This window comes from Desulfovibrio sp. ZJ746, from assembly GCF_011039155.1.
Taxonomy (GTDB): Bacteria; Desulfobacterota; Desulfovibrionia; order Desulfovibrionales; family Desulfovibrionaceae; genus Desulfovibrio.
In genome coordinates this window covers 44,238-58,431 of record NZ_JAAKEK010000001.1, presented here as the reverse complement: position 1 = coordinate 58,431, position 14,194 = coordinate 44,238, and the positions used below count along the sequence as shown (strand labels likewise).

Below are 14,194 nucleotides of genomic sequence, written 5' to 3'. Positions count from 1 at the left end.
AGCCGCCCACCCACTCCAGCGCACAAGGATGCCCATGAGCGAACCGAGCCTCACCATCACGCCCCTCGGGGGCCTCGGCGAAATCGGCCTCAACTGCCAGCTGTGGGAAAGCGGCGGCGGCGTGGTCATGGTGGACTGCGGCCTCATGTTCCCGGACGACGCGCATCTCGGCGTGGACGTGCTCATCCCGCATTTCGGGGCCGTGCAGGAGGTGCGCGACCGCCTGCTCGGCATCGTGCTCACCCACGGCCATGAGGACCACATCGGCGCGCTGCCGTGGATCGTGCCGGAGCTCAAGAACGCCCGCATCTTCGGCTCGCGCTTCACCCTCGCCCTCGTGGAGCACAAGCTGCGCGAGCACGAGCTGCTCAACCGCGTGGAGCTCTGCCCGGTGGACGCCGCCACGGTGCTGCCGCTGGGCGACCTCATTTTTCACTTCATCCCGGTCTGCCATTCCATCCCGCACGGCTTCGGCCTCGGCGTGGAGACGCCCGTGGGCCGGGCGGTGCACAGCGGGGACTTCAAGATCGACCCCATGCCGCTGGCGGGCTCGGGCACGGAACTCGCGGCCTTCCGGGAATTCGCCGGGCCGAAAGGCGCGCGGCTCCTGCTTTCCGACTCCACCAATGTGCTGCGCGAGGGGCGCTCGCTCACCGAGCGCGAGGTCAAGGCCTCGCTGGAGCGCGTTTTCGCCGCGGCGCGCGGGCGCATCGTGGTCACGCTGTTCTCGAGCCACATCCAGCGCATCCAGGAAGTGTGCGATCTGGCGCGCCAGTACGGCCGGGCGGTCATCATCAGCGGCAAATCCCTCGCCAACAATATCGACATCGCCTCGGAGCTCGGCTTCCTCACCCTGCCGCCGGAGTTCCACAACGCCCACAACGGCGTGCCCGACCTGCCCGACGACAAGGTGGTGCTCATCGTCACCGGCGCCCAGGGCGAGCCGCTTTCCGCCCTGTCGCGCATGGTCTGGGGCGGGCACCGGCAGCTCGAGATCCGCGAGGGCGACACCGTGGTCATGAGCTCGCGCGTCATCCCGGGCAATGCCCGGCCCATCTCGCGGCTGATCAATGAAATGTACCGCAAGGGCGCGGAAGTGCTCTACGAAAGCTCGCATGCCGTCCACGCCTCGGGCCACGCCCACCGCGAGGAACTGCGCGACCTGCTCCTCGCCGTGCGGCCCGAGCTTTTCGTGCCCGTGCACGGCGAATACCAGCACCTCGTCATGCACGGGCGCCTCGCCGAAAGCTGCGGCGTGCGCCCGGAAAACGTCATCCTGCTCCAGGACGGGCAGCCGCTCACCATCCTCGAGCACGGCTTCCGCCTCGAGGAGCCCGTGCCCGTGGAGTGCACCCTCGTGGACGGCAAGGGCGTGGGCGACGTGGGCGCCTCGGTGCTGCGCGAGCGCCGCATCTTGGGCGACGAGGGCGTGGTCATCGTGTCCCTCGTGCTGGACGCGGAGACGGGCAGCGTGCTCCACGGGCCGGAGATGATCTCGCGCGGCTTCGTGTTCGAGCAGCAGTTGAGCCATGTGCTCGAAGACGCCAAGTGTCTCGTGCTGGACGAGCTGGAAAACTCGCCCGGGAGCACGAGCCGCCTGCGCGAGAACATCCGCACGTCGCTTCGCCGCTTCTTCCGGCGCGTTTTGGAGCGCGACCCGGTGGTGGTGCCGGTCATCAGCGAGGTTTAGGCGCGAGCGGCAAGGCTTTCCCGGAACAATTCTTGCATCTTTCTCCGTGCGTCCGTACCCGAAAATGGCCGGCCGCAGGAGAAAAGCCATGAACAGCCACCTTGCCGCGCGTGAGCTCCCCTACTGGCTCTGGGGCGCCGTGCTGCTCCTTTGCGCCTGCCTGTACGGCATGCTCCTCGCCGCGCCCGTGCGTGACGCGCGGCTGGCGCAGGCCGTTCCGGGCTTCACCGTGACCGAGCCTCATGTGGGGCAGGTGCGCGTCATCCCGCAGGCGAGCGCGGCTCTCGTGAGCCCCTGCGCCGCGCAGGACACCCTCCTCGCCGAGGGCGAACAGACTCTGGCCGAACTTTAATTCTCTCGCAGAATGGCGTCGCAGGCCGCGGCCAGGCCGGGCCAGACCGGTGTCCCCGGGAAGGCGGCGCGGGTGGCGCGCGCCTCGGCGTCATCAGGGTCGGCCCGCAACAGGCCGGCACGGCAGCCCGCGGCCAGGCCCGCGGCAACGTCCCGCTCGCGGTCGCCCAGCATCCACGAGGCGGCGGGCTCGATGGCGAGCTCCGCGCAGGCTTGGAGGATAAGCCCGGGCATGGGCTTCCGGCACAGGCAGGGGCCCGTGATTTCCGGGAGATGCGGGCAGTGGTACCACGCGTCCGGCGCCGCGTTCAGGGACGCCAGTTCCGCGTCCGCCCAGCGCTCCAGCCGGGCAAGGTCTTCCGGCGTAAAATAGCCCCGCGCAAGGCCAGACTGGTTGCTCACCACCACGAGCCCCCACCCCGCCGCGCGAAAGCGCGCCAGCGCCTCCGGCACGCCGGGGAGCCAGCGCCAGTCCTCCGGCCGGTGCACATAGCCCCGGTCTTCGTTGAGGGTGCCGTCCCTGTCCAGAAAAATGGCGCGGCGGCCGCCTTTCGCTTCCATAAAGCCCCCTGCGGTCTTTTCGCCGGCAGTCTAGCAGGGCACGCCGCTCCCTGCCAGCGGCATCCGCTCCTTACAACCGGGCGCGCTTGACAGGGCCCGGCGCCTTGGGCACAGTCGCAGGCACGTGCAGCCATCGGAGTGCCCATGCCCGCCGCGTCATCGCCCAACTCCCAACGCCTCGTCTCCGCGCCCAGGGACGCCCTGCCCTGCGTCATCCTCATCGGCATGGCCGGTTCTGGCAAGAGCACCATCGGCGCGCGCCTCGCGCAGGAGATGGACTGGGCGCTGCTGGACAGCGACGCGCTCATGGAGGCCCTGTACGGCTGCCGCCTTCAGGACCTCACCGACGCGCTCCCCCGCGACGCCTTTCTGGATGTGGAATGCGCCGTCATCTGCGCCATCCGGGCGCAGCGCACGGTCATCGCCACCGGCGGCAGCGTCGTCTACCGCGAGGCGGCCATGCGCCATCTCGCCTCGCTCGGGCCTGTCGTGCATCTCGACGTGTCGCTCCCCGAGATCGAGCGGCGCATCGCCCGCAACCCGCAGCGCGGCCTTTCGCTCGGGCCGGGGCAGAGCGTGGCCGACCTGCACCGCGAGCGCGCCCCGCTTTACGCGTCCTGGGCCTCCTTGCGTTGCGACGCCGGCCGCGGCACGCCCGTTGGCTGCGCGCGCTGGATACTGCGGCAGCTGCCGCCGGAATTTCGCGCAGGCGGCACCGGCGCGGCCCCGAAAAACTGACTCCCGGCGGCAACTCCGGGCGCACCGGCCCGCAGAATTTTTGGCGGATGCCGGAGCGCATCCGGCACCCCGGCACCCGCCTTCACTGGTCATGCCCCGGTGTACCAGGCCTCGATCTTGCTGGTGCACGCCTCGATGTCCGCCTGCGCCGCGCCCTGCAGGGCGGCCTTGATGAGGCGCCCCGAGTGCCGGCCTATGCTCCCTTCCTCCCTGTTCAGCGCCCATTGCAGAAATACCCCGGCGAGCTGGACGCCATCAAGGGGGAATTCCCTCTCCAGTTCCGCCATGAGCAGCGCCTGGGCCGGCGTGAAGGCCGAACGGAGCAGGGCCTCCATTTCCGCCACCGAAGCCACTTCAAGGACATGCTCCCGCCAGTGGCGCACCAGTTCCGCCAATGCCTGCGCCTTGTCCGCCTGCGGCGCGCCGCTATATTCGGCCTGCAAATTGCGCCGCGGCCGGAAGTGCCTTCCCAGGAAGGAGCGGGCGGTCTTGCCGCCGGGGATGCCCATGCCCGGCCCGACAAGATGGCACACCATGAAGGTGTCCGCGCAGCCGTGCCCGTGGGCGGGCATCTGCGGCACCTGCTGGATGACGGGCAGGCCCCCTACCTTCTCGCCGTCGGCCCTTTCGTGGACGAGGATGAGCGAGGTGAGCCCGCTCACCAGTTGGTAGCGGAGCGCCAGTTCCAGCTTTTCCGCATCGGTGGCAGACTCCCCCATCTGGCGGCGACGCCCGAGGCGCAGCAGATCCTCGCTGTCGGTGGCCTCAAGGTGTCCGCACACCGCGCTGCGCTGCTCGCCGCCGGCGTCCCACCTGAGGGTCGGGCCGGCCGCCGGCTGCTCCCTGAACAGGGCAAAGGCATGCACGGTCTCGCCGTCGTAAATGCAGCGGGGCGGCAGCGACTGCCAGAGGGGCTCCTGGCCCCAGTCCACCCGGATATGCCGGGCCATGGCCGTGCGCATGCGGCGAAACATGCGCACGATGGCCCCGGCCACGTCCTCCTGTGGGCTGACGAATTCACACGCGCCCCCCGTCTGGTCCGCGAGGTCGCGCAGCAGGCTTTCCGCCGGCGCGCAGCCCACGCCCACAGTGAAGATGCGGTGCCTGGACGCCTTTGCCTCAGCGACGATGTTCCGCACGTCCCACACATCCCCGTCCGTGATGAGCAGCACAAGCGGCGGCACCTCCTGCTTCCCGTCGGCCGCAATATCCCGGAAGGTGGAGGCCAGAGCGGCCTCCATTTCCGTGCCGCCCATGTCCGCGTCCGTGGCCTCGACGGCGCGCGACAGCTTCAGGAGGTTGTCCCGGGTGCAGGGCAAAAGGCGGCGCGTCAGGTGCTCCACGTCGGAGCCGAAGCGGCTGTAGGAGACATGGTCTTCCGGGGCGAGCAGGCCCAGCACCTTGTCGAGGCCCTTTTGCGCTTCCGCCATGCTCGAGCCATCCATGGAGCCGGAACAGTCCACAAGGATCTTCAGCCCCAGCGGCGCCACAGCGTCTTGCGGGATTTCCGGCGCAAAGCTGGCCGCCACCATGCAGGCGCCCTCGTCCGGCACGCAGAGGGCGTGGGACGCGCCCTCGAGCCCCCGCATGAGGAGGATGAAATCCCTGTCCAGCGCCGCGCCGGCCTCCAGCGAGATACTGAGCCCCCCCTCAAGCCGCCGCATCTGGACGGGATGGCTCGGGCAGGAGACCGAGCCTTCCGCCATGTCGCCCCACAGGGTCAGTTCCAGCGTGAAGGGATAGTGCGCCCGGGCGTCGGGCCGCGCGGATTCATGCGCGGCGAGGCCGCCGGGGCAATGCGGGTCGCCATAGCGCTCGCCGATGACCGTGGGGATGCAGAGCCGCACCTCACCCTGCTCAAAACGCAGGAGGCGCGCGCAATGCAGCTCCACGGTCACGCTTTCCCCGGGCGCGATATTGCCGAGGTTGGCCGTGTAGAGGCCCTTTGACGACTGCTGCACCATGATGGCCGCGTTGCCGTCGGCTACGGCCTTTTCATATCTCTCCTCGGCCTCGGCGGTCTTTACCACCTCGCCCTTGAGGCGCCTTTCGCCGATGACGGCCCGAAGGCCCAGGAGGGCCGTATCCCAGCCAAGGGGGAAGGTATAGATGATCTCCAGCGCCTTGCCGGTGTCATTGGCATATTCCTGGCGGATGGTGGACGAGAACAGCAGCCCTTCCACCTCGCCAAAAATGGACACCGACTTGAGGGCGATGCGGTCGCCGCCGGCCGATTCCATGGCGCCGAAGGGAGTGGGCTCCTCAGGGAGCGGGTTTTCCTGCGCCCGGGGGCTCGGGCCCGGAGCGGGCTCACTTTCGCCGGCGCCGGCCTGCGCGCAGCCGGGTTGCGTCGCCTCGCCGGCGCCCTCCTGCTGCGGGTCGCCCGGCTTGCCTGCGCGAGCCTTTTTGGCCTTGCGCTCCTGCCAGGCTTTCCATGCGCCATACGCGAGCACGGCCGCGGCGCCGAGCACCGTGCCGGCCTTGCCGAGGCGCGGCGGGAAGGGAAAACGGGGATAGGGCGGATAGGGGGGAAAGGGGGGATAGGGGGGAAAGGGGGGATGCGGGAAATAGGCGGCTCCTCCTTGCTTTTCGCTGGCGCTGTGGCGCGCGTTGCGCCCGGGCTTTTTCCAGCGTTCGTTCACGGCGCACTTTCTGGCTGGCGCGCCACATGGGCACCCTGACCAGTCGTACGGGCCACCTTAACGCAGGGAAATTCCATAAAACGGAAAGTTGGAAGAAATTTTAACTTTTTGCGCAAGGGGCTTCCCAAGAGGGGGGCGAACCCGGGGGCGTGGCTTGGGTTGCCGCCCTTTTTAAAATGTGAAGCAGGATGGTTTAAAATGAGATGCAGGATGGCGGCGGCGTCATCCTGCTTCACTTGTGGGGGAGCAACACACCTTCAGCTTTTTGGAAAGAAGCCCGGCCTTACCCGTTGCGCGGTTTATACGCGTCGGCAACGCATGAAGGCCAGCCGCGAGCCTAGTGCGGCCATGGCCAGCCCCTTTGCGCTCTCCGCAATGCCGTGAGCGTCAGCGCGTCATGAGGAAGTCTTCCCTAAAGTCCTTGGTCTCGCCATTCCTGAAGCATAAAACGCCCAGGTACAGGATAAGGGGGATGGTTTTCCGGCTGGCCGGCCCCAGGAGGTCAAGGATCACCCAGCCCGTGCCCGCCACCCAGAGCAGGGGATTGAACCACGTCACCGGCAATCTCGAGGCGATGATGAGCAGGAGCTTCTCGGCTGCTTCCTTTCCTATGTAAGGCACGATGATGGACATAATCAGGGCCTGGATAATATCGGGGCCTAATGCGCCTTTCAAAAGCGGCAGGAGGACGGTGAGCAGCATTTCCTTGTTGCCGATGACCCTGTCCAGGATTTCCTGCAGATGGTGTTTTTCAAAATCCATCCCTTTCAGGATCTCGCGCTTGCGCTCATCGGGGAGCTTGGAAAATTGCAGGTCGATGACCTTGCCGGCAAAGATTTCCAGACGCGACTCGAGGGTGCGGGCGGTGCTGATCTCCAGCTTAAGGAGCTTGCACAGGTCGTCAATGATTTCATCGACGCTCACGCCCGCGGGCTCATAACCGCGCAACTTTCTCGTCATATAGGCGAAGTCATTGCTGCCGAGGTAACGGATTTCCGTTTCTATCTTGTGGTTCAGGACGCGGGGCATGGGGCCGTCGCCTTCCCAGCTTGCATAGAGCTCCCTCAAGCCCTTGTCATCGGTACTATTGAGATAGGAATCGATGGTTTCGATCAGAAATTTTGCATCGTCCTTGGTGCAGCGGTTCAATATCGCGGTCAGTTCGTAACTCATGTGGTGATCCTCCTGATTTTTGCTCAGCAGATGGTTGTCGTGGCACCACTCGGGCCAACCCCTTCCCATTGTACCCAAGTTCACATTGGAAGCAAACGCATTTGCAGACACCGAGCACGGACCAGCCCGTGCAGCCGCTGCGGCGTACACCGATTGAAAAGGGGCATATCACGCCCAAGATCTCCCGCCTTGAAAGTATCGCCAAGATTCTTCATTGCAGTGTGCCCGCACTTTTTCGTCACTATTCCGAAAGCCAGGCCGACCAGGCCTCCATCATCTTTGACGCGTTGGCGGGGCTCCCCGAGGATGCGCAGAACTCCATCATTGATCTCGTCCTTCAGGCCTCACGTGTCATGCACGGACAGGTCAAGGAGTGATGCCGCCTCCACTGCGGCGTGCCGCCATTCTTTGCCCTGTTCCTTGCGGCTTCGGGGCCCCCGTTCCCGAGCGCCCGCGCCGGATTCAGGTATAGCCACGCCCAAAAAGCTTTCCAGCGAAAATAAATTTCCAGTCCACCACAGGGTGGACTGGAAATTCATTTTCTTCTTGCAGGGCCCGGGGCTGCCTTCTATTTTGATGACGGAGGCAAGGCCATGTCCGCACAGGAAGACTCCCCTCGCAAAGCTGAAAAAGTCCGTACCGTGCGCCTGCTGCGCCTGATGCAGGACATCAGGGCAAATTCGGCCCAGCATATGGGCGAGCTCTTGGCAGCGCACGGCATTTCCCGCTCCCAGTTTTACAAGGACAGGGAGGCTCTGGCCGCCTTGGGCTTCCGCTTTGAATACCGCAAGGGCAGCGGCTTCCGCATCATTGAGGACCGTCTCACCCCCCTGCAGGACCTGAGCCTTTCCGACCGGGTGATCCTGCTCTTCGCGCTCGAATATCTCAGCACCTCGGGGGACGGCCTTCTGGCCGCCAAGGCCATAGAAGTCGGCCGCAAGCTGGCCGGCGGCCTCGAGAGCCCCTTCCGCGAGCAGTTGCTGCGCACCTTCGACGCCGAAGTCACCGAAAAGGCCTACGGGGTAGACCCGGAGATCTTCCAGGCGCTCACCGAAGCCGTGCGCGAGGGCCGGCGCATCCGCATGCGCTATTGCCGCAGCGGCACGTGGACGGAAAGCTGGCGCGAGGTGGACCCGCGGCACATCTATCTCCGGCAGCGCGCACTCTATCTCTATGCGCGCACCGTTGACGAAACGCCCCCGGCCTGGAAGGTCTTTCGCCTGAGCCGCATCCGCGAGGTGCTCCCCACCGGCATCCGCTTTACGGCCCAGCCCGGCGACGACGGCGGCTTTTGCCAGCGCCAGCGCAATGCCTTCCTCGCCTTTCTAGGCGACAGGCAAAGGCGCGTCACCATCCGCTTCACCGGCGAGGCCGTGCCCTATATCCGCGAATGCCGGTGGCACGAGAGCCAGCGCCTCGCGGAGCAGCCCGACGGCAGCCTGCTGCTCACGCTCTCGGTGGCCGAGCCGCAGGAGGTGGCGCGCTGGGCGCGGCAGTTTGGCGAGAACGCCAGCATGGTGAGCATGCCCGACGACGAGGACGCGTGAGCACGCGCCCGGACACCATCGACACAAGGAGAGGCAACCAATGGGATTTTTTGACGGCTTGGCGTCCATGATGGCGGATTCGGCGGGCAAGAACCTCATCAACCAGCACATCGCCAGGTATGGCAAGCTCAAGAGCCTGTTCGTCCAGGACGGGGAGATCAGGGCGAGCCTCATCCTCAACGGCCTGGCCGACCATGAGATCACCATTTCGTGCGCCTCGGTGGACATCGCGGAAGACGGCAGCAAGGTAAGCCTCGGCGGCTTCAGCTCCAATGTCTCGTGCATCGAGCAGGCGCTCAACGACTTCTGCACGCGCACCTTCGAGGTGAAGTCCGCGCGCGCGCAGTTCGCCCTCATGGCGCTCAGGAAGCTGCTGTTTTAGCCGGGCGCCATGAACCGCGTTTCGCCGCAAAGGATAGCCCTGCTCGCGCTGCAGGTGTCCGTGCTGCTCGGGCTGTGCATCGGCGTGTCGGCCCTGCTGCTGCCGCTCGCGCACGTGGCTGCCGTACTCACTCTCGCCCTCTCCCTGCTGGCGGGCTATGCCCTTTTTGGCGGCTATGTGGGGCTGGCGGGCCTGTACCTTACCCTGCATCACCGCCGGATGGAGCGGGGCCCGGCGGTGATGGCGGCAGCGGCCGTGCTGCTCTTCGCGCTCGTATGGGGCGGAAGTTTCGTGCAGGGGGGCAACGGCCTTGTCCGCGAGACGCGGGCCATCCTGTCCACCTTTGAGACGGAGAAAGGCCTGCTGGCCCGGCTCTGCATCGCCAATGCGGTGCGGGAGGGCTACCGGCGCGGCCGCTCCCGCGCCATCGGGCGCGATGCCTGCGCGAGCGGGGAAGACTATCTGCGGCACATCCCCGTGCTGCGGGATGCGGGCATGCCCGAGGCGAAACTCGTGCGCCGGCTGGAAGCGAATTACCGATCCGTCACCTGTTTCTGAACATCCACGGAGGCTCTATGGCAGGCTTTTTCATGACTCTCGGCGTGGCGGCGGGCATCGTGCTCGCCTTGTGCCTCCTGTTCGCGTCGGTCGCCGCCGGCTTCAAGGCCATGTTCCTGGGCATCGCCGCCAGGCTCCGCGAGGCCCTGTCTGGCGCAACCCCCGCGCACACCGGGCGCGCCGGGGGCTTCAGCTTCGGCGCCCGGCAGGAGCCGCTGATGAAGGAGATCGTCATCACCACGGGCAAGTGCCAGTGCTGCGGGCGCACCTATATCGGCACCAGCCAGGACAGCGACTGCCCGCTCAAGGCGGTGGAATTCATGGGCGCCGGCAAGGTGCTCTGCCAGGACTGCCTAGAGCGCATCATGGCCGATTTCCAGCGCTCCGCGGTGAGCGGGGAAAAGCGGTATTCGGCGAGCGCCAGGGAGCTGCGCGACCTGCTCTCCTCGCTCGGGGGCAACTGCTAGAGGACGCTTCAGGCCGTGGGCCAGACCACGGGCCGGATCTCCGGGCCGGTGGCCGGCTTGCGCGGCGGCGTGGCCGCCAGCGGGATGGGGGCGCCCTCCTCCTTGGCCGGCGCGACCGCCTCCGGGGCGCCCTCGGCCGCGATGGGCTCGCGGGTGAGCGCGGCTTCCGTGCGCTCGAACAGGTTGGCCATGATGGCGTTGGAAACGAGCATGCCGCTCCTCGTGAGGCTCAGGTAGCCGTTGCGGATGCGGATGAGGCCGTTCTCGTGCAGGGCCTGGACGAGGCGCTGGTGGTCGCGCAGAAAGTCGCGGCCGGTGAGGTCGCGGTAGGCCCGAAGGCGCAGCCCGCGCGCCGTGCGCAGGCGCAGCATGATGAGCTCGAGCACGCGCACCGTGGGGGTGAGCACTTCCGGCGCCTGGCCGAGCGCCCCGGTGCGCACCTTGTTGTCCCACGCGCGCTGGCTCGCGGGATTGGTCCAGCGGCGCCCGGCGATGGTGGAGGTGGCCGAAGGCCCGAGGCCGAGATAATCCATGCCCTCCCAGTAGCCGAGATTGTGCCGGCACTGGAAGCCCATGCGCGCGAAATTGGAAATCTCGTAGTGCAGGTAGCCCTGGGCCTCCAGATAGGCCGCGCCCTCCATGAACATGATGTTCTGGTCGCGCTCGGGCGGCAGCGCGAGCCGCCCCTCCTCGCATTCCAGCTCCAGCGGCGTGCCCGGCTCCAAGGTGAGGCCGTAGGCCGAGATATGGTCGGGCGCCATGCGCACCGCGTCCTTGAGGGTCTGGAGCCACTGGCGCACGCTCTGGCCGGGCAAGCCCCACATGAGATCCATGCTGATATTGGCGCAGCCGGCCTCGCGCGCGGCGAACACCGCCTGAAGGCTGTCCTGCGCCTTGTGCGGGCGCCCGAGCGTGCGCAGCATGGCCTCGTCGAGGCTCTGGATGCCGATGGAGAGGCGGTTGACGCCGGCGGCCAGAAGGTCGGGCACCACGTTGCGCCCCCTAAGGGACTCGGGATTGGCCTCCAGCGTGATCTCGGTCTTGTCGCCCAAGTGGAAATGCCGCCCCAACCGCTCGAGGATGACGCCCACGATGCGCGGCGGCAACAGGCTCGGCGTGCCGCCGCCGAAAAAGACGCTCTGGATATTGGCGCCGCCCAGGGTGTCGGCGTGCAGGGCCAGCTCCATGAGCAGGGTGTCCACATAGTCGCGCACTTGGGGCGAGGCGGCGGCGTCTACCCCGCGCCCGAGGGGAACGGAATGAAAAGCGCAATAATTACAGCGGGTACGGCAAAAAGGCACATGAATATATACAAGCATGGAATGGCCCTGCCAGGATTTTGCCACGCGGCGCGGCGATGGGGAAACTGCTGCAAGCGGCGTGCCGGGCGCCGGCCTCAGGCCTTGGCGTCCTCCGGCAGCATGTGCAGGGCCTCCATGAAGCGGCGCACCACCGCCGGGTCGCCCGTGTGCTTGGACGCGTCCTCGCTGAGCTTGCAGGTCTCGTTGTAGAAGGGCCAGGACTCGGTGATCTTGGCGGCCACGAGCTTGATGACGATGTTCAGCGGCGACGCGCCCGGGAAATCGTGGGTGAAGTGGGTGCCGATGCCGAAGGAGGGCTGGCACACGGGCGCGGCGAAGCCCTGGATCTCCACGGCCTGGTCCACGGTGAGCGCGTTGCTGAACACCACCTGCTTGGTCGCGGGCTCGATGCCGAGGGAACGGTACTTGGCGACGATCTTGGCGAGCTCTTCGCGATTGTCGCCGCTGTCCACGCGCAGGCCCTTGAACATGTTGGCGAAATCCTCGGAGAAATTGAGGCTGAAGATCTCCCAGCCGAAGGTGTCGTAGAGGAATGTCCCGAGCGAGCCGCGATAGGTGGAGGACCAGGCCTTCATGGCGATGTGGTTGGCCATCTGCGGGCCATACATGCCGCCGATGGCGGCGATGATCTCGTGCGCCATGGTGCCCACGGGGAGGAGGTCGTACTTCATGGCGAAGTAGATATTGCTCGTGCCCATGAAACGGCCCGGGCCGCCGCCTTCGGCCGCCTCCTCGCAGAGCGCGCGGATGGCCGCGTCCTGCGCGGCGAAGGAGGCGCGCCGGCGCGTGCCGAAATCGCTGAAGGTGCAGCCGCACTCGATGAGGCGCCGGGCCTTCAGGCGCGTTTTTTCCGCAAAGGCGCCGAGGTCGAGGCCGCGGTCGCGCCCGGTCATCATGAGGTAGAGCTCGGAAATGATGGCCAGCACCTTGACCTCGAGGAGGATGGTGTTGGTCCAGCAGCCCTCGAACTCCACCTGGAGGCGGCCGGAGGCGTCCTGGCGCACGCGCGCGAGCCTCGCGTCATAGCGGAAGCCGCGCAGGAAGCTGTAAAACCAGTAGGGGATGTAGCGGCAGCGCCGCTTCATGAAGGCGATCTCCTCGTCGGTGATGACCACGTCCTCGAGCATGGCGAGCTGCTGCTCAAGCTCGCGGGCGAAGCCGGGCGGGTAGACCGTGCCCCCGCGATCCGTGAAGGAGTATTTCACCTGCGCGCGTGGGTAATTGTCGATGACCGCGCAGCACATGGTGAACTTGTAGAGATCGTCGTCAGTGAAATGGGTGATGATCTGTCGCATGGCGTTTTCCGCAAAAATCAGTTCGCGCCCGGCGCGTCCACAAGCGGGATGCCGGCTTCGCACGCATAGGCTCTGAGCTTCGCGCCGCCGTCCAGCGAGGGCGCGAAGGGCGCGAGCACCGCAAAACGCCCTGGCCCCAGCAGCTCCACGCCGTCCCTGAGGGTGGAGAGCACGCAGATGTCGCCGGCGAGTCCGCAAATCTCCACGCGCGTGACGCCTAGACCGTCCACTAGGGCGAGGATGCGCTCCCGCGCCGCGGGATTCTGGAAAATGGAATATTCCTCGCGCTCGCGCGCCTCCCCCTTGTGCAGCACCGTGCAGGGGCCCGGGGTTTCATAGAGCGGGGACACGAGCGCCGGCCAGAGGGCCGCGCCCGCGGTGTCAGCCACGCAATGCCGGGGCCACTCGCCGCCCGCTTCGCGGAAGGAGGAATGGTCATAGGGGTGCCAGTCGCAGGTGACGACCTTGGCGGCATAGGCGCCGTCGGCCCGGCGAAGCGCCGCCGCGAGCCCGTCCATGGCCTCGCGGGCGCCGGGCACGGGCAGGGAGCCGGTGATAAAATCCTGCTGCGGATCCACCACGAGAAGAAGACGCTGCATGCCGCCCCCGGGGCTTGAAGTGCCGGCGGGGCCCTGCGCGGCGGCATGTGCCCGGCGCATGGTGGAGCCCGCCCTGTGCATGAGTACCGCGCCGGCAGCCTGAAGGCAAGCCTGGGCCGGCGCGGTGCGCCAAGCCGTGGCGAAAGGCTCTCGCAGCCTGCGGTGGCGGCCTAAGGTTGTCCCCCGCCTGCCGATGAGACTGGCAAGGGAGGGGCGCCGCCCGGCGCGCCGGATGCGGAAAAAGGCTTTGCAACCCTGAAATATTTGTGCTACACCCTCCCCGAGGAGCAGACCATGGACGGCGTTTCCGGCAGCGGAGGCATCACTTCGGCCCTCTTTATGGGCGCGGGTGCCATGCAGGCCCATTCCTGGGGCATGGCTGTCCACGCGCATAATGTGGCCAATGTCTCCACTGACGGCTTTACGCCGCAACGGGCGCTGTTCGCCACCGGCCCGGGCGGCCGGGGCGTCACGCTGGATTCGGTCGTCCGCGAGCCGCGCCTGGGGGGCGCGCTTGCGGGCTATGGCGCGGACGGCACCGCGGCCGACTTTCGGGAGGCCGCCAACCTGCCGCCAGGCGTCACGCTCCCCAGCGGAACGGAACTTGCTAGAGAAATGCCCGGCATGATTGTCACCCAGCGCACCTATGAGGCCAATGCCCAGACCGTGCGCACGGCGGACGAAATGCTCGGCACCTTGCTGAATCTCAAGGCCTGAGCCTGCTTTTCGCTCGCGCCCGCCCGCGCCGCATGGCGGCGGGGCGCCCCTCGTGCGAAAATCCGGGCTTTTCGTCTTCATTGACCTTTTGCGCGGCGGCCAGGCTTCGGCCGCGGCATTCTGTTCTTTTTACAGGGGGATGGAAAAGGATG

General features: G+C 66.9%; 15 protein-coding genes. 9 read left to right on the top strand and 6 right to left on the bottom strand.

Going from position 1 to position 14,194, the window contains the following annotated elements; translation table 11 throughout:
* Window positions 1-34 precede the first annotated feature (34 nt).
* Window positions 35-1,690, top strand: coding sequence for a ribonuclease J (locus tag G7Y54_RS00290; protein ID WP_165075174.1), 1,656 nt, complete (start codon window positions 35-37; stop codon window positions 1,688-1,690).
* A gap of 88 nt (window positions 1,691-1,778) precedes the next feature.
* The gene (locus tag G7Y54_RS00285) at window positions 1,779-2,042 is read left to right on the top strand and encodes a hypothetical protein (protein WP_165075171.1); all 264 of its coding nucleotides are present in this window, start codon (window positions 1,779-1,781) and stop codon (window positions 2,040-2,042) included.
* On the opposite strand, the gene G7Y54_RS00280 is transcribed toward G7Y54_RS00285, so the two are convergent.
* Entirely contained in the window at window positions 2,039-2,602 is a 564-nt protein-coding gene (locus G7Y54_RS00280) for an HAD family hydrolase (RefSeq protein ID WP_165075168.1), read from the bottom strand. The two genes, G7Y54_RS00285 and G7Y54_RS00280, sit on opposite strands and share 4 nt — an antisense overlap.
* A gap of 144 nt (window positions 2,603-2,746) precedes the next feature.
* On the opposite strand from G7Y54_RS00280, the gene thrB reads away from it, so the two are divergent.
* Window positions 2,747-3,340, top strand: coding sequence for a homoserine kinase (gene thrB, locus G7Y54_RS00275; protein ID WP_165075165.1), 594 nt, complete (start codon window positions 2,747-2,749; stop codon window positions 3,338-3,340).
* 89 nt (window positions 3,341-3,429) lie between these two features.
* Here the strand turns inward: thrB and G7Y54_RS00270 are convergent, their stop codons facing one another.
* On the bottom strand, window positions 3,430-5,982 hold the full coding sequence (locus G7Y54_RS00270; RefSeq protein WP_165075162.1) for a VIT and VWA domain-containing protein: 2,553 nt from the start codon (window positions 5,980-5,982) through the stop codon (window positions 3,430-3,432).
* Between the two features lie 387 nt (window positions 5,983-6,369).
* Window positions 6,370-7,155: a hypothetical protein gene (locus tag G7Y54_RS00265; protein ID WP_165075159.1), complete on the bottom strand. Its 786-nt coding sequence runs from the start codon at window positions 7,153-7,155 to the stop codon at window positions 6,370-6,372.
* A 101-nt stretch (window positions 7,156-7,256) separates the two neighbouring features.
* Between G7Y54_RS00265 and G7Y54_RS00260 the strand changes: the two genes are divergently transcribed.
* From G7Y54_RS00260 to G7Y54_RS00240, 5 genes are all read left to right on the top strand, one after another.
* On the top strand, window positions 7,257-7,532 hold the full coding sequence (locus G7Y54_RS00260; protein ID WP_165075156.1) for a hypothetical protein: 276 nt from the start codon (window positions 7,257-7,259) through the stop codon (window positions 7,530-7,532).
* A gap of 216 nt (window positions 7,533-7,748) precedes the next feature.
* Window positions 7,749-8,702, top strand: a complete 954-nt coding sequence (locus G7Y54_RS00255) for a WYL domain-containing protein (RefSeq protein ID WP_165075153.1) — start codon at window positions 7,749-7,751, stop codon at window positions 8,700-8,702.
* Window positions 8,703-8,742: 40 nt separating this feature from the next.
* The gene (locus tag G7Y54_RS00250) at window positions 8,743-9,084 is read left to right on the top strand and encodes a hypothetical protein (protein WP_165075150.1); all 342 of its coding nucleotides are present in this window, start codon (window positions 8,743-8,745) and stop codon (window positions 9,082-9,084) included.
* 9 nt (window positions 9,085-9,093) lie between these two features.
* Window positions 9,094-9,642: a hypothetical protein gene (locus G7Y54_RS00245; RefSeq protein WP_165075147.1), complete on the top strand. Its 549-nt coding sequence runs from the start codon at window positions 9,094-9,096 to the stop codon at window positions 9,640-9,642.
* A gap of 17 nt (window positions 9,643-9,659) precedes the next feature.
* A complete protein-coding gene (locus G7Y54_RS00240; RefSeq protein WP_165075144.1) occupies window positions 9,660-10,109 on the top strand; it encodes a hypothetical protein in 450 nt (149 codons plus the stop codon).
* A gap of 8 nt (window positions 10,110-10,117) precedes the next feature.
* On the opposite strand, the gene hemW is transcribed toward G7Y54_RS00240, so the two are convergent.
* The 3 genes from hemW to G7Y54_RS00225 all read right to left on the bottom strand — a co-directional run bounded on the left by hemW (window position 10,118) and on the right by G7Y54_RS00225 (window position 13,325).
* Complete coding sequence (gene hemW, locus G7Y54_RS00235) at window positions 10,118-11,428, bottom strand: radical SAM family heme chaperone HemW (RefSeq protein ID WP_165075141.1); 1,311 nt, start codon at window positions 11,426-11,428, stop codon at window positions 10,118-10,120.
* Between the two features lie 77 nt (window positions 11,429-11,505).
* The gene (gene pncB / locus G7Y54_RS00230; protein WP_165075138.1) at window positions 11,506-12,726 is read right to left on the bottom strand and encodes a nicotinate phosphoribosyltransferase; all 1,221 of its coding nucleotides are present in this window, start codon (window positions 12,724-12,726) and stop codon (window positions 11,506-11,508) included.
* Between the two features lie 17 nt (window positions 12,727-12,743).
* A complete protein-coding gene (locus tag G7Y54_RS00225; RefSeq protein WP_165075135.1) occupies window positions 12,744-13,325 on the bottom strand; it encodes an isochorismatase family protein in 582 nt (193 codons plus the stop codon).
* Between the two features lie 294 nt (window positions 13,326-13,619).
* On the opposite strand from G7Y54_RS00225, the gene G7Y54_RS00220 reads away from it, so the two are divergent.
* Window positions 13,620-14,042: a flagellar basal body rod C-terminal domain-containing protein gene (locus tag G7Y54_RS00220; protein ID WP_165075132.1), complete on the top strand. Its 423-nt coding sequence runs from the start codon at window positions 13,620-13,622 to the stop codon at window positions 14,040-14,042.
* The last annotated feature ends 152 nt before the right edge of the window (window positions 14,043-14,194 follow it).

What these genes read in the sequence shown, in the direction of transcription:
- G7Y54_RS00290 (WP_165075174.1), top strand. Translation starts at nt 35, where the DNA reads ATGAGCGAACCGAGCCTCACCATCACGCCCCTCGGGGGCCTCGGCGAA.
- G7Y54_RS00285 (WP_165075171.1), top strand. Translation starts at nt 1,779, where the DNA reads ATGAACAGCCACCTTGCCGCGCGTGAGCTCCCCTACTGGCTCTGGGGC.
- G7Y54_RS00280 (WP_165075168.1), bottom strand. Translation starts at nt 2,602, where the DNA reads ATGGAAGCGAAAGGCGGCCGCCGCGCCATTTTTCTGGACAGGGACGGC.
- thrB (WP_165075165.1), top strand. Translation starts at nt 2,747, where the DNA reads ATGCCCGCCGCGTCATCGCCCAACTCCCAACGCCTCGTCTCCGCGCCC.
- G7Y54_RS00265 (WP_165075159.1), bottom strand. Translation starts at nt 7,155, where the DNA reads ATGAGTTACGAACTGACCGCGATATTGAACCGCTGCACCAAGGACGAT.
- G7Y54_RS00255 (WP_165075153.1), top strand. Translation starts at nt 7,749, where the DNA reads ATGTCCGCACAGGAAGACTCCCCTCGCAAAGCTGAAAAAGTCCGTACC.
- G7Y54_RS00250 (WP_165075150.1), top strand. Translation starts at nt 8,743, where the DNA reads ATGGGATTTTTTGACGGCTTGGCGTCCATGATGGCGGATTCGGCGGGC.
- G7Y54_RS00245 (WP_165075147.1), top strand. Translation starts at nt 9,094, where the DNA reads ATGAACCGCGTTTCGCCGCAAAGGATAGCCCTGCTCGCGCTGCAGGTG.
- G7Y54_RS00240 (WP_165075144.1), top strand. Translation starts at nt 9,660, where the DNA reads ATGGCAGGCTTTTTCATGACTCTCGGCGTGGCGGCGGGCATCGTGCTC.
- hemW (WP_165075141.1), bottom strand. Translation starts at nt 11,428, where the DNA reads ATGCTTGTATATATTCATGTGCCTTTTTGCCGTACCCGCTGTAATTAT.
- pncB (WP_165075138.1), bottom strand. Translation starts at nt 12,726, where the DNA reads ATGCGACAGATCATCACCCATTTCACTGACGACGATCTCTACAAGTTC.
- G7Y54_RS00225 (WP_165075135.1), bottom strand. Translation starts at nt 13,325, where the DNA reads ATGCAGCGTCTTCTTCTCGTGGTGGATCCGCAGCAGGATTTTATCACC.
- G7Y54_RS00220 (WP_165075132.1), top strand. Translation starts at nt 13,620, where the DNA reads ATGGACGGCGTTTCCGGCAGCGGAGGCATCACTTCGGCCCTCTTTATG.